Origin of the sequence: Paraburkholderia sp. MM6662-R1 (assembly GCF_050436245.1) — a bacterium.
Classification (GTDB): Bacteria; Pseudomonadota; Gammaproteobacteria; order Burkholderiales; family Burkholderiaceae; genus Paraburkholderia; species Paraburkholderia tuberum.
Genome location: NZ_JBNDLV010000003.1, coordinates 1,354,472 through 1,368,152, shown reverse-complemented (window position 1 = coordinate 1,368,152; position 13,681 = coordinate 1,354,472). Strand labels below are relative to the sequence as shown.

The window sequence follows — 13,681 nt, the reverse complement described above, 5'->3', positions numbered from 1 at the left end:
TGGCTGACGCACCCCCACGAACCAATACGCCTGCTTTCTCTCTGGCGCTTCGCATTTCAGCGCCAGGTCGCGAAACGCGTCACTTGCGTTAGACTGGCTCGAGCAACCGGGAGGAGACCTGGATGATACGCAAGACGCTTAATGCCTCGCAGCTTCAGCAGGAGGTCAGTCGGCGAATCCATCGACTGCAGGAAATCGTCGAGGATGGCGTGAAGATTCGCGTGCCGCGGCCGCAATTGCAAGAGGCTGACAAGACAGGCTGCAACTGGAATATGACCCACTTCGGTAACGCGATCGGCTTCGAGCGCGACATCGAGGGCGTACTCAAGGCCATGCGTGCAGAATACAACCTCAGTACCGAAGTGAAGGACACCAACAACCCGTTCGGGGACTAGTCGCGAAAGTTACAACCAGCGCGGCTCGCGCGTGAACGCCACCGTCAGCCAGCGGTCCGGGCCCGATTCGCCGATTGCGCGCGAGATCCTGTCGCGGATCTGATCGAGCTGGCGGACGCCGGCGTGCTCCATCGCCTCGGGCAACACGATATGCACCTCGACGAACAGGCCGCGGCCGACGCGCGTCGCGTAGTGCGAGTGCTTGACGAAGCCGTAGTAGGCGGTCAGTTGTTGCATCAGGTCGCGCAGTCCGCGCTCCAGATCCGGCGGCGTGATCAGCAACACTTCCTTGACCGCGCCGATCACGGTTCCGATCGGCATCGGGATCAGGACGAGCGTCAGTAGTGCGAGCACGCCGGGGTCGATGTACGGTGTCAGGTGGCCGTGCCCGATTCGTTCGAGCAGCCATGCAATCAAAAACGCCAGCAACAGCGCCGCGCTGACGCACGCCGACATCAGCCAGCTCTTGATGTCGAGCCCTATCAGTTCGGAGTCGATCGCGCGATTCACGCGCCGCTCGCGCAAGAACATGACGAAGGCGAACGTGGCAACCACCACTGCGTAGAAGACGCCCCAGCCGAACTCGAGCTCGTGGCCGCCGTCGAGCAGGCCTTTGACCGCGTTGATGAAAGCATAAAAGCACAGCACCGACAGCAGATTGCCGTTGAACACGAGCACGAGCGGCTCGATGTGCCAGAAGCCGTGCTGGAAGCGTCGACTGCTCTCCTGCCGAAGCGGGCTCCATCGAGGAGCCCGCGTGCTTCATGAATAGAGGAGCCGGCTCAGGTCTGGTTGCCCCACAGATCGTCAATCGCGCGGATTGCCAGCAAGTATCCGTTTGCGCCAGCCCCGCAAATTACCGCGGTAGCCGCCACCGAAATCGTCGAGTGACGATATTCCTCCGAGCGTCGGTGGATGTTGGTGATATGCAATTCCACTACTGGTCGGCGGATGAGCTTGACTGCGTCGAGCACCGGAATCCGACCGAATGAAAAGCCGGCTGGATTGATGATCAGCGCGGCGTCCTGCAAGAACGCTTCCTGGATCCAGTCGATCAACTCGCTTTCGCTGTTCGTTTGTCGGAATACGCAGTCGAACTCGAGGGCGTCGGCCAGCGCGAGGCAGTTCTGTTCGATGTCCTTTAGCGTAGTGCTGCCATAAAGATGAGGCTCCCGCGCGCCCAGCATGTTCAGGTTGGAGCCATTGAGGATGTAGAGTTTGCGAGTCATGGTGTCAGTGGGTAGAAGAGCGTTCCAGGGCCGTGTCTTTGGTTTCCCGGGATATTGCGATCATCAGGAAGGAGATCAGGTTCAGCGAGCCGCAGACCGCTACGATGGCCCAAGGGGAACCGTTAAAGGCATTGAGCAGCGCCACGGCGACGATTGGCATCGGGCCGCCGGTGAGCAGGTTGGCTCCCGAGTACGACAGTGCGGATCCCGTGTAGCGCGCATCGGTCGGAAATGACTCGGCGAACCACACCGGCTGGATGCCACTCTGGAACTGTGTGAAGCCGAGGAAGGCGCCCATCACGGCCATCGTCATGGCGATCGAGTTCTGGTTCAGAATCGGAAAGTAGATCAGGCAGCAGATCAGCGTGCAGAACGAGCCGATCATCAGCGCACGTTTGCGTCCGATCCGATCGCTCAGATAACCGCCCGCCAGCGCTCCCGCGATGGCACAGACATTCGCAACCATCAGCAGCATGAAACCGGTCTGCTTTGGTACGCCGAGGTGTTTCGTCAGATAGCTGAGCGAGAAAACCACGATCAGATAAAACAGTGCGGCCGGGCCACAGAAGAACAGCGTCAGGCGAAGCGCGGTGCGCCAGTGATATTTGAAAACGGTGCCTAGCGGATTGGCAGCGCGTGTGGGCGAGCCACTCTTCCTGAGCGCCTCGAAGGCCGGTGTCTCGCTAACCTTCCTGCGGATGTAGATGCCCAGCAGCACCAGCACAAAGCTTGCGAGGAACGGGACTCGCCATCCCCAGGAGTCGAAGTCGTCCGATGAAAGCAACGCGGCCAGTGTAAAGAGCGAGAAGTTGGCGAGAATCTGGCTGAGTGGCGAGCAGATGCCAAGCAGGCCCGAATACCAACCGCGTCGGTTAGCAGACGCATGCTCGACCGCCATCAGTTGCGCGCCCGTCGACTCGCCGCCAAGCGCGAATCCCTGGATGATGCGCAGTGTCACCAGCAACGTCGGCGCGAGGATGCCAACCTGGTGGTAAGTGGGCAACAGCCCCATCAGGAACGATGAAGCTCCCATTACCGACACGGTGATAAGCATCAGTTTGCGGCGTCCCCAACGGTCGCCGAGCATCCCGCAGATCACCGCGCCTAGCGGGCGTGCGGCCAGCCCTGCCCAGAAACTAGCCAACGACGCGAGCAGCGAGGCGGTCGGGTCCAGCGATGGAAAAAACAGCTTTGGAAAGATCGTGGCCGCGACCACACCATACAGCGCGAAGTCGAACCATTCGAGCGCCGTTCCGACGGTTGCGCCTGCCACCGCCCGACGCGCCATCAAGTGAGCCTGCGCGGACTGTTGTTCCGCAGCAAGGGCTGAATCAGCAAAAAATGACATGTTGTCTCCTGAATTCCTCATATGTCGAACCGTTCGTTTCTGGCGACGAACAAGTGCTATTGTTTGCGCTCGGAAAGCGAGGCGTTCCGCACCGGAACTGCATTGCACATAATGAAAATCACGCGAAATGTCGCTCAAAAACGGCCTGAGAATTCTTGATTTCCTGGCGACGCAAGCCGAAGGCGCGGGTCTTCTGGCGATTGCCGACGCTTTGTCCCTGCCCCGCAGCACGTGCCACCGCGTGCTCGCCGAGCTCATCGAAGGCGGCTATGTCAGGCAACTGGTCGATCACAGCCGCTACATTCTGACGATGCGTATGACGTCGAACGGGCTGGAATTCCTGAGCCTGACGGGCATCGCGGATATCGCCCAGCCGATCATCGAACGCGTCGCTGCGCAGACAGGTGAACTGGCGCGGCTGTCGTTGGTGGACGGCGAAGCAATCATCTGGGTGGGGAAGGCGGACGGACAGCGCATCGGCTTTCGCTACGATCCTGACATGGGCCAGGCAGCACGACTTTCATGCACGTCGACCGGACACGCATGGCTGATGACAATGACTGACGAACAGGCGGCGGCACTGGTTTTGAAGCAGGGTTTTGGACAGCCCAATGAGTTTGGACCCAATGCGCCGACGACGCTCAAGGCGCTGCTGGGCTTCCTGCACGCTGCGCGCGTGCGTGGCTACGCGATGATCGACGAGGTGTTTGCCCCGCGCATGTCAGCGGTGGCGGTGCCCGTGGTGAGCGGCTCGCGTTGCGTCGGCGTCATCAGTTTGGCCGGTCCGCGGGTGCGGCTGACGACCGAGAAGATTCACGAGTACTCGATGCTGCTGCGCGAGGCGGCGAATGAACTGGCCCAGCTAAGCAATATGGCGGGATTCCCGAGTCGGCCGCCGCTCGGCAAGGGATGACGAGACACAAGTGCAAAGCCATCCGAGCGGCGAACTTCGTCCGCTTCGCGCCGAACTGCGGTCTCCGATACGTTGGCGCAGATGACCGAACGTCTTCCTGTCGGATGCGCAACTAACGGTCCGGCGCCATGCTGCCATCACACTCGGGCTTCGCCCCAAAACCCGCTGACAAAGGCGGTCACGACGACTTGCCGTCGCTGCGTTATGTCTGGTTGGCATCGGGATAGCACGCTTGCATCGAAGCGACTTCGCTTTCGTACAGCAAACACGTCGCTCATCTGCCGTGCCCGCTTTACTTCGTCACTGTGCAGATAGATCGACGTCGTCGATACAGACGCGTGCCGCAGATAGCCGAAGTCGAGCAGGAAGCGCAGCCGTTGCGCGGCCGGGGCTGACCAGCCAAACGACCACTCGAATCCATCGGCGATCGTGCGCACGCACGCCCCGCGGCCCCGCGTCGGGCCAACGAGTTTTTCGACCTCAGAACGCAGTGATCTGTTGCCGCCATGATTTTCCCTTCGATAGACGATGAATCGATGCGATGGAGATCGGTGCGTGCGTCCAATCGGCGCCGGAGGAATGCCGTCTCAGGAAATGCTGGTTTCAGCCGTCAGGACTTCCGGAATCGGAACCAGCATGCAGAACGGCATTTAAGGATTTTTGCCCCTCGGCGGGGGCTTTTCTAATTGGGTGCGCTGGAGGCCTTCATGCGACGCGTTCGTACCCAGCCCGCGATGCTCAAAGATCGAGAACCAGCTCCGCGGATTTCGCACGCGACACGCAAACCATGATCTGCGTTTCTTTCTCGTCGTCGCGCAGCACGAGGTCCCGGTGATCCGCCTCCCCTGAGCACAACGCTGTCTTGCACGAGCCGCAGGTGCCGCTTTCGCACGAACTCGGCACGCGCACGTTGGCGTCGCGCAGCACCTCGAGGATCGAGCGATTGGCGGGAATGTCGAACGACGTGCCGCTGCGCGAAAGCCGCACGGTGAACGGCGTGCTTTCGCGCGCATCCGCATTGCTTGCACCGAAGCTCTCGAAGTGCACCGTGCCCGACGGCCAGTGGCCGGTCATGTCCCGCACGGTGTCCATCAGCGCTTGCGGGCCGCAGCAGTACACGTGTTGCGCCGACTTCGACCTCTCGAACACAGGCCAGAAGTCGAATGCTTTCGACGGGTCGCCGTGATCGTGATGAATCTTCACGTCCGAACGCCATTCGTCGCTGGTCAGTTCCTCGAAGAACGCCGTGCCTTCCTGATCGCGGGCGAGGTAATACAGCTTGAACGAGCGCAGGCCTTCCGCCCGCAACTGCCGTGCCATCGACAACATCGGCGTGATACCGATGCCGCCCGCGACGAGAACGAATGACTTTGCGCGCTCATCGAGGGGAAACTCGTTGCGGGGCAAAGAGACGTCCACGGTGTCGCCCTCGGCCGTATCGTCGATGAAGCTCATCGAACCGCCCCGTCCGTTGCTGTCACGCTTGACCGCGATGACGTAGCGATTGCGCTCCTGCGAGTCATTGCACAGCGAATAACTGCGTCGCGAACCGTTGGGCGCCACGACGGTCAAGTTCGCGCCTGCCTCGAACGGCGGCAACGGCGCGCCTTGCGGGTCGGTCAGTTCAAAGCGCCAGACGTCGCGGGCGATCTTCTCCTTGCCAGCAATGTTCAGACGACGAAAACCGTCTTCCGATGGGGGCGTCATGTCTATCTCCTTCTGACCAGTCCAGTCTTGCATTGCATCAACATGGATTGCATATTATGACTAGATCTCTAATTATGCAAGTCAAGGCGCACGATTTTTCGCGATCTTGCTCTCGGTATAAACCCGTTCTTGCCAGCGACATAAAGCCGCCGTAAGCTGAATATTAGAGCTCTAATTAAACGGTGAGAGGGACGCTGTTCCGGCCGGTATCCAGAGTGAAATTCGGAGAGATTCAGTCATGGCACATTCAACGTTGCACTCAGGGGACCTATCCCTGTCTGCCATAGCCGACTCGGCGGCGGAGGAGGCGACATACCGCAAGATCACGTTAAGGCTAATGAGCTTTCTTTTCCTGTGCTGGGTCCTCAACTATCTCGATCGTGTCAACGTCAGCTTCGCGCAGCTGCAGCTGAAGCACGATCTCGGGCTGAGCGACGCGGCGTACGGACTCGGCGTGAGTCTGTTCTTTATCGGCTACATCCTGCTCGAAGTGCCGAGCACGCTGTTGCTGCGGCGCATTGGCGCCCGCAAGACCGTCACGCGGATCATGCTGCTGTGGGGCGCCATCTCGACTGCCATGGCGTTCATGACCGCTCCATGGCAGTTCTATCTCGCCCGGACGCTCCTCGGCGCGGCCGAAGCGGGCTTTTGGCCCGGCATCATCCTCTATCTCTCGTACTGGTACCCGTCGAAGCGCCGCGCTCGTATCACGTCGCGGTTCCTGCTGGCGATCGCGGTTGCGGGGATTGTCGGCGGCCCGCTTTCTGGTTTCATCCTGCAAAACTTCATGGACGTATGGGGCTTTCGCAACTGGCAGTGGCTGTTCTTCCTTGAAGGCGTCCCCGCCGTGATTGCCGGTGTCGTTGCCTACTTCTACCTGATCGACCGGCCGCAAGATGCGAGGTGGCTGACCGAGGATCAAAAACGAATTGTCATCGGCGCGCTCGACGAGGAAGGTCGCAGCAAGCCGCATAACTCGCCGAGCACGCTCCTCGCGGCGCTGCGCGACCCGCGCGTGTACGTGATTGCCGCGGGCTGGGCCACGGTGCCCATTTGCGGAACCATCCTCAACTACTGGACGCCCACGATCATCAAACAGGCGGGCGTTTCCGACCTGTTGCAGATCGGCTTCCTGTCGGCGCTGCCTTATATCGTCGGCGCGGTTGCCATGCTGCTGATCGCACGCAGCTCCGACCTGCGGCTCGAGCGCCGCTGGCACTTCGTGCTGTCGACGACAGCGGGTGCCACGGGCGCGGTGCTCCTGACGGTTCTGACGCACAACTCGGTTGCCGCCATCGCGTGCCTGAGTCTCGTTTCGGTGAGCTATTTCGCGGCCGCAGCCATTATCTGGACCATTCCGCCGAACTACCTGAAGGGCGCGGCGGCCGCCGGCGGCATTGGCGTGATCAGCAGTCTCGGTCAGGTGGGCGCTTTCTTCGCACCAATCGTCCTCGGCTGGGTGAAGAGCGTGACCGGCAGCTTTTCGGCCGGCATCCTGCTGGTGGCGGCGCTCGTTTTCATCGGCGGCATCGCCGTCTTCTTCGGCGTGCCGCGCGAGCGGCAGGCACAGCAATCCGGCGCGTGACGATGCACGCGACGGCAAGCATTTTGACAGTCAGACAGGAGCAGGAATGAGCAAGCTTCAACTTTCCATCGCGGTGGGCAACTACGACCGGATGCGGCCGCTGATCGACGGCGACGTCCAGATCGACGGTGTCGATCCGGTGTTCATGCTGCAGGACCCGGAGGAAATCTTCTTTCGTGCGTTCCGGCACGCCGATTACGACATTTGCGAGCTTTCGCTCAGCAGCTATTCGGTGAAGACGGCCGCGGGCACGTCGCCCTACATCGCGGTGCCGGTCTTTCCGTCGCGCGCGTTCCGACACAGCTCGGTTTACGTGCGTTCCGACCGTGGGATCGACCGGCCCGAGGACCTGAAAGGCAAACGCATCGGCGTGCCGGAATACCAGCTCACGGCCAACGTATGGGTGCGGCTCTTTCTCGAAGAGGAATATGGCGTGAAGGCGTCGGATATCCGCTGGGTGCGGGGCGGCTACGAGGATCCGACGCGCGTGGAGAAGATTGCGCTCAAGCTGCCTGAAGGCGTCGTGCTGGAAAGCGCACCCGAAGGGCAGACGATCTCGAACCTGCTGGCCGAAGGCGAGATCGACGGCGTGATCGGACCGCGCGCGCCGTCGTGCTTCGACCGTGGGCATCCGAAGGTCAAGTACCTTTTCGATGATCCGCAGAAAAGCGCCGCCGAATGGTACGAGCACAGGCAGCTCTTCCCGATCATGCACACGCTGGGCATTCGCAAGACGCTCGCGGATCAGCACCCGTGGCTGCCCGGCGCGATCGCGAAGGCGTTCGAGCAATCGAAGGAAGTGGCGCTGGCCCGTTTGAGCGACACCTCGGCGACCAAGGTGACGCTGCCGTTCGTCGAGGACCAGTTGCGCAATGCACGGCGTTTGATGGGGCACGACTTCTGGTCGTACGGATTCGCGAACAACGAGCATGTGATCGACCGCTTTCTCGCGCAGCACCACGCCGAGGGATTGTCGAGCCGTCGCCTGCAGGCTGCCGAACTGTTCCACCCGGCCAGCCTGGAGCGATTCAAGATCTGACCTCTCGCGGCGGTTGTTCGTGCCGTCGCGCATCCGGCAGGCGCTGGGTGCGCGACGGATGCGCGGAAGGGGACAATACATCCAATATACTCAGTAATCCAGAAGACAGATGAACATGAAGAGACACACATTCCCGCTTGCCTGCGGCGGGTTGCTGACGCTCGCCTGCACGTCGGCCCATGCGCAGAGTTCGGTCACGCTCTACGGCATCGTTGATGCGGGCGTCGAGTACGTCAATCGGGTACCCCAGGGCAGTCAGACGGGCTCGGTGATCCGGGAACAGTCGGGCAATCTCGCCGGATCGCGCTGGGGGCTCAAGGGATCAGAAGACCTTGGCGGCGGCTACAAGGCCGTGTTTACGCTGGAGGGCGGGTTCAACGTGAACACCGGCGCGCTAGGTCAGAACGGACGGCTGTTCGGCCGCAAGGCATTCGTTGGCGTCTCAACGCCGTACGGCACGCTCACGCTCGGACGTCACCAGAACCTGCTCTACGAGCTGATGTACAAGTACGACGCGCTGACGTTCAACCCCAGCTACTCCGCGCAAAGCATGGACAGCCAGTTTGTGAACCGCGCGGACAATTCGGTGCGCTATGGCGTGCACCTCGGCGGCGTCACGTTCGCGGCACTGTACAGCACCGGGTTCGACGCGACGATTCCGAACGGTGGGAGCGTGCCCGGCGCAACGAAGGTGGGCCGCGAAATGAGCGCGGCGGTCCTGTATGATCGCGGGCCGTTCAGCATCGGTTTGACGTACGACCAGTTGCAGGGCACCTCGATCGCGACACAGAGCAATGCGCAGCAGCGCGCGCTGCTCGGCGTGTCGTACGACTTCGGGCCGGTCACGACGCTGGCCGGCCTGCGCTGGCTGAACACGCGCAATACGGATGTGCCGCCGAGCTCGCTGCTCTATTGGGGCGGCGTGACCTGGAGGGTGAATGCGCCGCTTGCCATTTCCGCCAGCGTCTATCACACGCAGTTTCGCAATCCGCACGGCGGCCCGACGATGGGGGTATTGCTCGTCGACTACTCGCTGTCCAGGCGCACCGACGTGTATGCGGAAGGGGCGTATGTCTCCAACCGTTCATTCTCCAATGTCGGTATTCGTGGCACAGGCGTGGACATTGCGCCAGGCATGGACCAGGCGGGCGTGACCGTGGGCATTCGCCACACCTTCTGAGCGGCCCAGGCGATGCGCTCCAGCGCCTCTCGCGCCGGCTAAAGCGCTATGATTGTCACCGGTCTGGTCACAATAACAGCGAGGAAGGTATGGCAGCAGCACGTACTTCGGGCAAGGGCGGGGGCGCGAGCCAGGACCCCATCCTGCGGCACTGGCGCGAGGCGGTTCCGGATGATCGTCTTGCTCACCTGGTGAAGGATGCAGGCCGCGCGATGATTCGCGGTCTGCAAATGCGCCTGGCGCAGCATGAAGTTTCGTTCGGCCACTGGGCTTATCTGCGTGTGCTATGGGTCACCGACGGGCTTACGCAGAAGGAGCTCAGCGACGAGACCGGCACCACCACGCCCACCACGTTCAGTGCGGTGTCGGCAATGGAAAAGCTCGGGTATGTCGAGCGCCGCTATGAGCCCGGCAATCGCAAGAACACGCACGTGTACCTCACGCCGCGCGGCCGGAGCCTGAAAAACAAGCTCGTCCCGCTCGCGGAAGAAGTCAACGAAATTAGCGTCAGGGGCCTGAAAACCACCGAGATCAACGTCGCGCGGAAGGTTCTGCTGACGATCATCGAGAACATGGCACGCGACGAATCCGAGTCGGACAACCCGGCGCTGCGCATTCCGTCGACGCGGGAAGTGGGCAATCTGATCGCGGCACGCGGCGAAGAAATCGATCAGGATTGAGGCGCAGCTCAGCGTTTCAGGTCCTTCCCGAGTAGCATATTAATTATAGATCTAATAATATAGGCGGGCGTGCCAGGTCCACGACAGGCACGACGGCAGACCACCGACGGCATTCTGATCAAGGAAAACCACATCGCGGCGGGCGGCGGCATTGCGTCGACGCTTCGCGCCACTCAAGCATTGGGTGCGGGTGTGCCCGTGCAGGTCGAGGCGGAGACGCTCGATGAGTTAAAGGAAGCGTTGGCTGGGGGCGCCGCGGCGATTCTGTCGACAATTTCCCGATCGAGACGATGCGCGAGGCTGTGCGTGGCATCGGAGGGCGCGCCGAGCTGGAAGTCTCGGGCGGTGTGACCGAGCAGACGCTGCGAACCATTGGCGAGACCAGCGTGGACCGTATTTCGTTAGGTTAGCTGACGAAGAACGTCAGGGCGATTGATTTTTCGCGGCGCTTCGCGGCGTTCGCCGGGTAACGAGATCGGGGCGCATGTGTGCGCCCCGTAGAAGGAAGCGCTGACAAAAAATCCCTCGTTTTAACTGTATATGGCTCAGTTCAAACGAGGGCAATGGGGGCTTTTGCGCTTACCGCGAACTATCAAAGCGTTACATCTGCGCCCGTTTTGCTCGACTTCAGAATCGCGATACAGATTTCCAGCGTGCCCTTTGCCCATTCGCCATCGTGAAGGGGCGACTGTCCGTCGACGACCGCGCCATACAACTCGTCGATGACTTCGGCGCGCGGCACGACGGGTGCAGGCAGTGGCAGCGTTTGGCGCTGCTCGTCGCCGTAGACGACGATTGAATCGGGCAGCGGGCGCAGGTCCGCGCGTTCGCACGAGACGATGATCGGACCGAAGTGCTGATGAAAGCGCGGCGGCTCGTCCGCGGTGGCCGTCGGCGGCTTGTATGCCGATCCGCCGTAGGTGCCGGCCGCCTTGAGTCTGGCTTCGTCGCCCGAGGACGCGAGCGTCTCCAGACGGCGGCGGGCGCTCCCGTACATGTCGGGGCTTGTGCGATCGCCCATTTCGCCGATCCAGCCGCTCCACTCTTCGGTATTGAAGTGGCCATAGCCGTTGTACGAGAGCGAGGCATAAGCACCGTTCTCGAACCAGATCAGCGACGAATAAGCACCTTCGGTCGGGCGTGACGAATCCCACCGTCCCACACTCGCGCGCAGCCGCGTCGCGCGCGAGCCGGCGAGCATTCGCACGATGTCGACCTGGTGAGCCGCCTGGCTGAAGACGGCGCCGCCACCTTCAGCCGTGGCCAGCTCCTCGGGCCGGCGCGGGCGGTAAAGGTAGTCGGTGTAGTTCACGGCCTGGATCATTTTCACCGCGCCGAAATCGCCGCGCCTGATCAATTCGCGCGTACACAGGTACGGCGTGTCGAAACTGTGGCAATGCCCGACGATCAGATGCACGTTCGCTGCGCGGCATGCAGCGATCATGCGATCGCAGTCCGCAGTGGCGAGCGCTATCGGCTTTTCGACCAGCACGTGTTTGCCTTTTGCCGCGGCAATTTCAGTGTGCTGCGCGTGGAACTGGTGCGGACTCGCAACGTAGATGATCTCGACGTTGGGGTCATCCGCCAACTCCGCCACGTCCGCATAGGTGGGCGCAGCGAAGTCGGCGGCGAACTGCCGCCGCGCTTCGTCACGCGGGTCGCACGCAGCGACGAGCTGGACTCTGGGGTCGCGCAGGAAGGTCGGCAACATCAGCGAGAATGCCCGTCCCAGTCCTGCGACCCCGATACGCAAACGGCGCTGCTCCATGGCCGTGTGTCTCCCGTTATTGCTTGACCTGATAGTCCGTTGCAAGCGCGGACGGTTGGTCGGCCGGTTCCGGATTCTTTTTGCTGACGTAGCGCGCAGCATACGTGCGCCAGTCGATTTCCTTCGGCACGACAGCCTGGTACGAACACACTTCCCGGGAAATCGCCTTTGCACCGGTGCCAATTGCTTCGCCATCCTTCTCGAATTCGGCGATCGCATCGATCATGCGGCGACGGAATTCGACGATGGCGAGATCGCTCGCGCCGAGGCGCTCGTCCGAGCGGTTCGCAATCGGGCCCATCGTGACCCACATGGCGATGTCCTGGTTCGGGAAGCCCGAAATTGCCAGTGAAATTGCCAGCCTTCATCGCCTGGCGGTCCTGCCAGAAGCGGTTGTCGTGATTGCGCAGCGGACGATAGTACTGGTCGAGATCAACACCGACCTGCTGACGCAGGAACTTGCGCCACGTTTCGTTTTCCGGCGTCGTCTCCGGATCGCCCCAGGCGATGAAGTAGAACGCCGTGTTCGTGTCGTCCATCGGCACATTGATGTTCGCAACGTTGTAAAGATTGTTCGGCGGAATCAGCACCGTTCCCGGCGCCACGAACACCGTGGAGCGCACGTAGTCGTGCGTGTTGGCGTTGAAGATCGGGCGGCGCAGCGCGGCGTAACGGAAGCCGTAGTCGGTGCGCTCGACCTGCAGGCGCGGGGCCTTGTCGGTGGACGGGCGCAACCAGTTCTTCCCGGTCGCTTCGGCGCCGCCGACGCGTGCCGGCACGAAGTCGGACGAATGCAGGCTGGAGCTGTGCGCGGAGTCGATCGCGCCTTCGAGGATTTGCGCCCAATTGCACGGCAGCAGCGCCTTGGCGATGCTCACGCGGGTGTCGGCAGTCGGCGCCCAGGCCGGCGGCACGAATTCGGGGATGGCGTCTTGCGGGCCCATATACGCCCACACCATGCCGCCCCATTCCTGCACTGGATAGGCCTTGTGCTTGACCTTGTCGGTCATGCAGCTCGCTGCCGGCTCGGACACCATTTCAAGCACGTTGCCCGCGACGTCGAACTTCCAGCCGTGATACAGGCAGCGCAGGCCGGAGTCTTCATTGCGGCCGTAGACGAGCGATGCGCGACGGTGCGGGCAGTACTCGTCCAGCACACCAACGCTGCCTTCCGAGTCCCGGAATACGACGAGGTCTTCGCCAAATACGCGCGCTTTGACCGGCGCACCATCCGGCTCGCTGACTTCTTCGATGAGGCAAACCGGCGTCCAGTGCCGTCGCATCAGTTGGCCCATCGGGGCATCGCCTTCAACGCGGCACAGCAATTCATTTACTTGGTGGGTCAGCATGTAATGTCTCCCGGCGACAGGTCGCCTTCATCAACAGGTGTTACTCAACTATATTAGATATCTAGTGAAATTGGCAAGAACCTTTGGGGGCATCCGGGAAAGTACGTATGGTCGGAAGTGCCGCAGGACTAGGAATATTCGATCTCTAATATAAAGGGACGGGATTCATCGCCGATGGATCTAATTTGTGAGGCGCTGGCTGTGCTTCGGTCGGATGGCTACGTTGTCGTCATCGATCCCGGGAAGCATGCTGGGGTGAATTCGTCGAAACCGGAAACGGAGGGCAATTTTTTCGGTGACTACACCGGCGCGAAAGGGGAGCGCAACGGCAAGCGGCGACCGGGTGCTGCAGATCGCGGTATCGACAAGCCTGAAGATTTGAAGGGCAAGCGCATCGGCGTGCCCGAATGCCGGCCGAATTGTTCCACCCGGCTAGCCTCGAAAGACTTAAGGATTTAAGCGGCGCTGACGGTGGAATGCTGGGAAAT

General features: G+C 61.5%; 12 protein-coding genes and 3 pseudogenes. 8 read left to right on the top strand and 7 right to left on the bottom strand.

The window, feature by feature from the left end:
• Nucleotides 1-122 precede the first annotated feature (122 nt).
• Nucleotides 123-395 carry a hypothetical protein gene (locus OKW39_RS29300; RefSeq protein ID WP_184045046.1) on the top strand — a complete coding sequence of 91 codons (273 nt, stop codon included), beginning with the start codon at nucleotides 123-125 and terminating at the stop codon, nucleotides 393-395.
• 9 nt (nucleotides 396-404) lie between these two features.
• Here the strand turns inward: OKW39_RS29300 and OKW39_RS29295 are convergent.
• The 3 genes and pseudogenes from OKW39_RS29295 to OKW39_RS29285 all read right to left on the bottom strand — a co-directional run.
• Nucleotides 405-1,115: pseudogene (locus OKW39_RS29295) on the bottom strand (cation diffusion facilitator family transporter); the annotation flags it as partial.
• 62 nt (nucleotides 1,116-1,177) lie between these two features.
• Nucleotides 1,178-1,624 (bottom strand): type II 3-dehydroquinate dehydratase, encoded by a 447-nt coding sequence (locus OKW39_RS29290; RefSeq protein WP_090810774.1) that lies wholly within the window; start codon nucleotides 1,622-1,624, stop codon nucleotides 1,178-1,180.
• A 4-nt stretch (nucleotides 1,625-1,628) separates the two neighbouring features.
• Entirely contained in the window at nucleotides 1,629-2,912 is a 1,284-nt protein-coding gene (locus OKW39_RS29285; RefSeq protein WP_429564219.1) for an MFS transporter, read from the bottom strand.
• A 187-nt stretch (nucleotides 2,913-3,099) separates the two neighbouring features.
• Here OKW39_RS29285 and OKW39_RS29280 point away from each other — a divergent pair, with 187 nt between their 5' ends.
• The gene (locus OKW39_RS29280; protein WP_018422624.1) at nucleotides 3,100-3,885 is read left to right on the top strand and encodes an IclR family transcriptional regulator; all 786 of its coding nucleotides are present in this window, start codon (nucleotides 3,100-3,102) and stop codon (nucleotides 3,883-3,885) included.
• 137 nt (nucleotides 3,886-4,022) lie between these two features.
• Here the strand turns inward: OKW39_RS29280 and OKW39_RS29275 are convergent, their stop codons facing one another.
• Both OKW39_RS29275 and OKW39_RS29270 read right to left on the bottom strand, forming a co-directional pair.
• Nucleotides 4,023-4,322 carry a hypothetical protein gene (locus tag OKW39_RS29275; RefSeq protein ID WP_429564292.1) on the bottom strand — a complete coding sequence of 100 codons (300 nt, stop codon included), beginning with the start codon at nucleotides 4,320-4,322 and terminating at the stop codon, nucleotides 4,023-4,025.
• 301 nt (nucleotides 4,323-4,623) lie between these two features.
• Nucleotides 4,624-5,592 (bottom strand): PDR/VanB family oxidoreductase, encoded by a 969-nt coding sequence (locus OKW39_RS29270; RefSeq protein ID WP_429564218.1) that lies wholly within the window; start codon nucleotides 5,590-5,592, stop codon nucleotides 4,624-4,626.
• Nucleotides 5,593-5,830: 238 nt separating this feature from the next.
• Here OKW39_RS29270 and OKW39_RS29265 point away from each other — a divergent pair, with 238 nt between their 5' ends.
• The 5 genes and pseudogenes from OKW39_RS29265 to OKW39_RS29245 all read left to right on the top strand — a co-directional run.
• Nucleotides 5,831-7,177 (top strand): MFS transporter, encoded by a 1,347-nt coding sequence (locus tag OKW39_RS29265; RefSeq protein WP_090810778.1) that lies wholly within the window; start codon nucleotides 5,831-5,833, stop codon nucleotides 7,175-7,177.
• A 46-nt stretch (nucleotides 7,178-7,223) separates the two neighbouring features.
• On the top strand, nucleotides 7,224-8,216 hold the full coding sequence (locus OKW39_RS29260; protein ID WP_429564217.1) for an ABC transporter substrate-binding protein: 993 nt from the start codon (nucleotides 7,224-7,226) through the stop codon (nucleotides 8,214-8,216).
• Between the two features lie 109 nt (nucleotides 8,217-8,325).
• Entirely contained in the window at nucleotides 8,326-9,396 is a 1,071-nt protein-coding gene (locus OKW39_RS29255; protein WP_429355191.1) for a porin, read from the top strand.
• Nucleotides 9,397-9,485: 89 nt separating this feature from the next.
• The gene (locus tag OKW39_RS29250; RefSeq protein WP_429564216.1) at nucleotides 9,486-10,076 is read left to right on the top strand and encodes a MarR family winged helix-turn-helix transcriptional regulator; all 591 of its coding nucleotides are present in this window, start codon (nucleotides 9,486-9,488) and stop codon (nucleotides 10,074-10,076) included.
• Nucleotides 10,077-10,166: 90 nt separating this feature from the next.
• A pseudogene (locus OKW39_RS29245) lies at nucleotides 10,167-10,486 on the top strand (nicotinate-nucleotide diphosphorylase (carboxylating)); the annotation flags it as partial.
• A 182-nt stretch (nucleotides 10,487-10,668) separates the two neighbouring features.
• Here OKW39_RS29245 and OKW39_RS29240 read toward each other — a convergent pair.
• The gene (locus OKW39_RS29240) at nucleotides 10,669-11,844 is read right to left on the bottom strand and encodes a Gfo/Idh/MocA family protein (protein ID WP_429564215.1); all 1,176 of its coding nucleotides are present in this window, start codon (nucleotides 11,842-11,844) and stop codon (nucleotides 10,669-10,671) included.
• A gap of 16 nt (nucleotides 11,845-11,860) precedes the next feature.
• Nucleotides 11,861-13,193: pseudogene (locus OKW39_RS29235) on the bottom strand (Rieske 2Fe-2S domain-containing protein).
• A gap of 174 nt (nucleotides 13,194-13,367) precedes the next feature.
• Between OKW39_RS29235 and OKW39_RS29230 the strand changes: the two are divergent.
• Nucleotides 13,368-13,652 carry a hypothetical protein gene (locus OKW39_RS29230; RefSeq protein WP_429564214.1) on the top strand — a complete coding sequence of 95 codons (285 nt, stop codon included), beginning with the start codon at nucleotides 13,368-13,370 and terminating at the stop codon, nucleotides 13,650-13,652.
• Nucleotides 13,653-13,681: the final 29 nt, after the last annotated feature.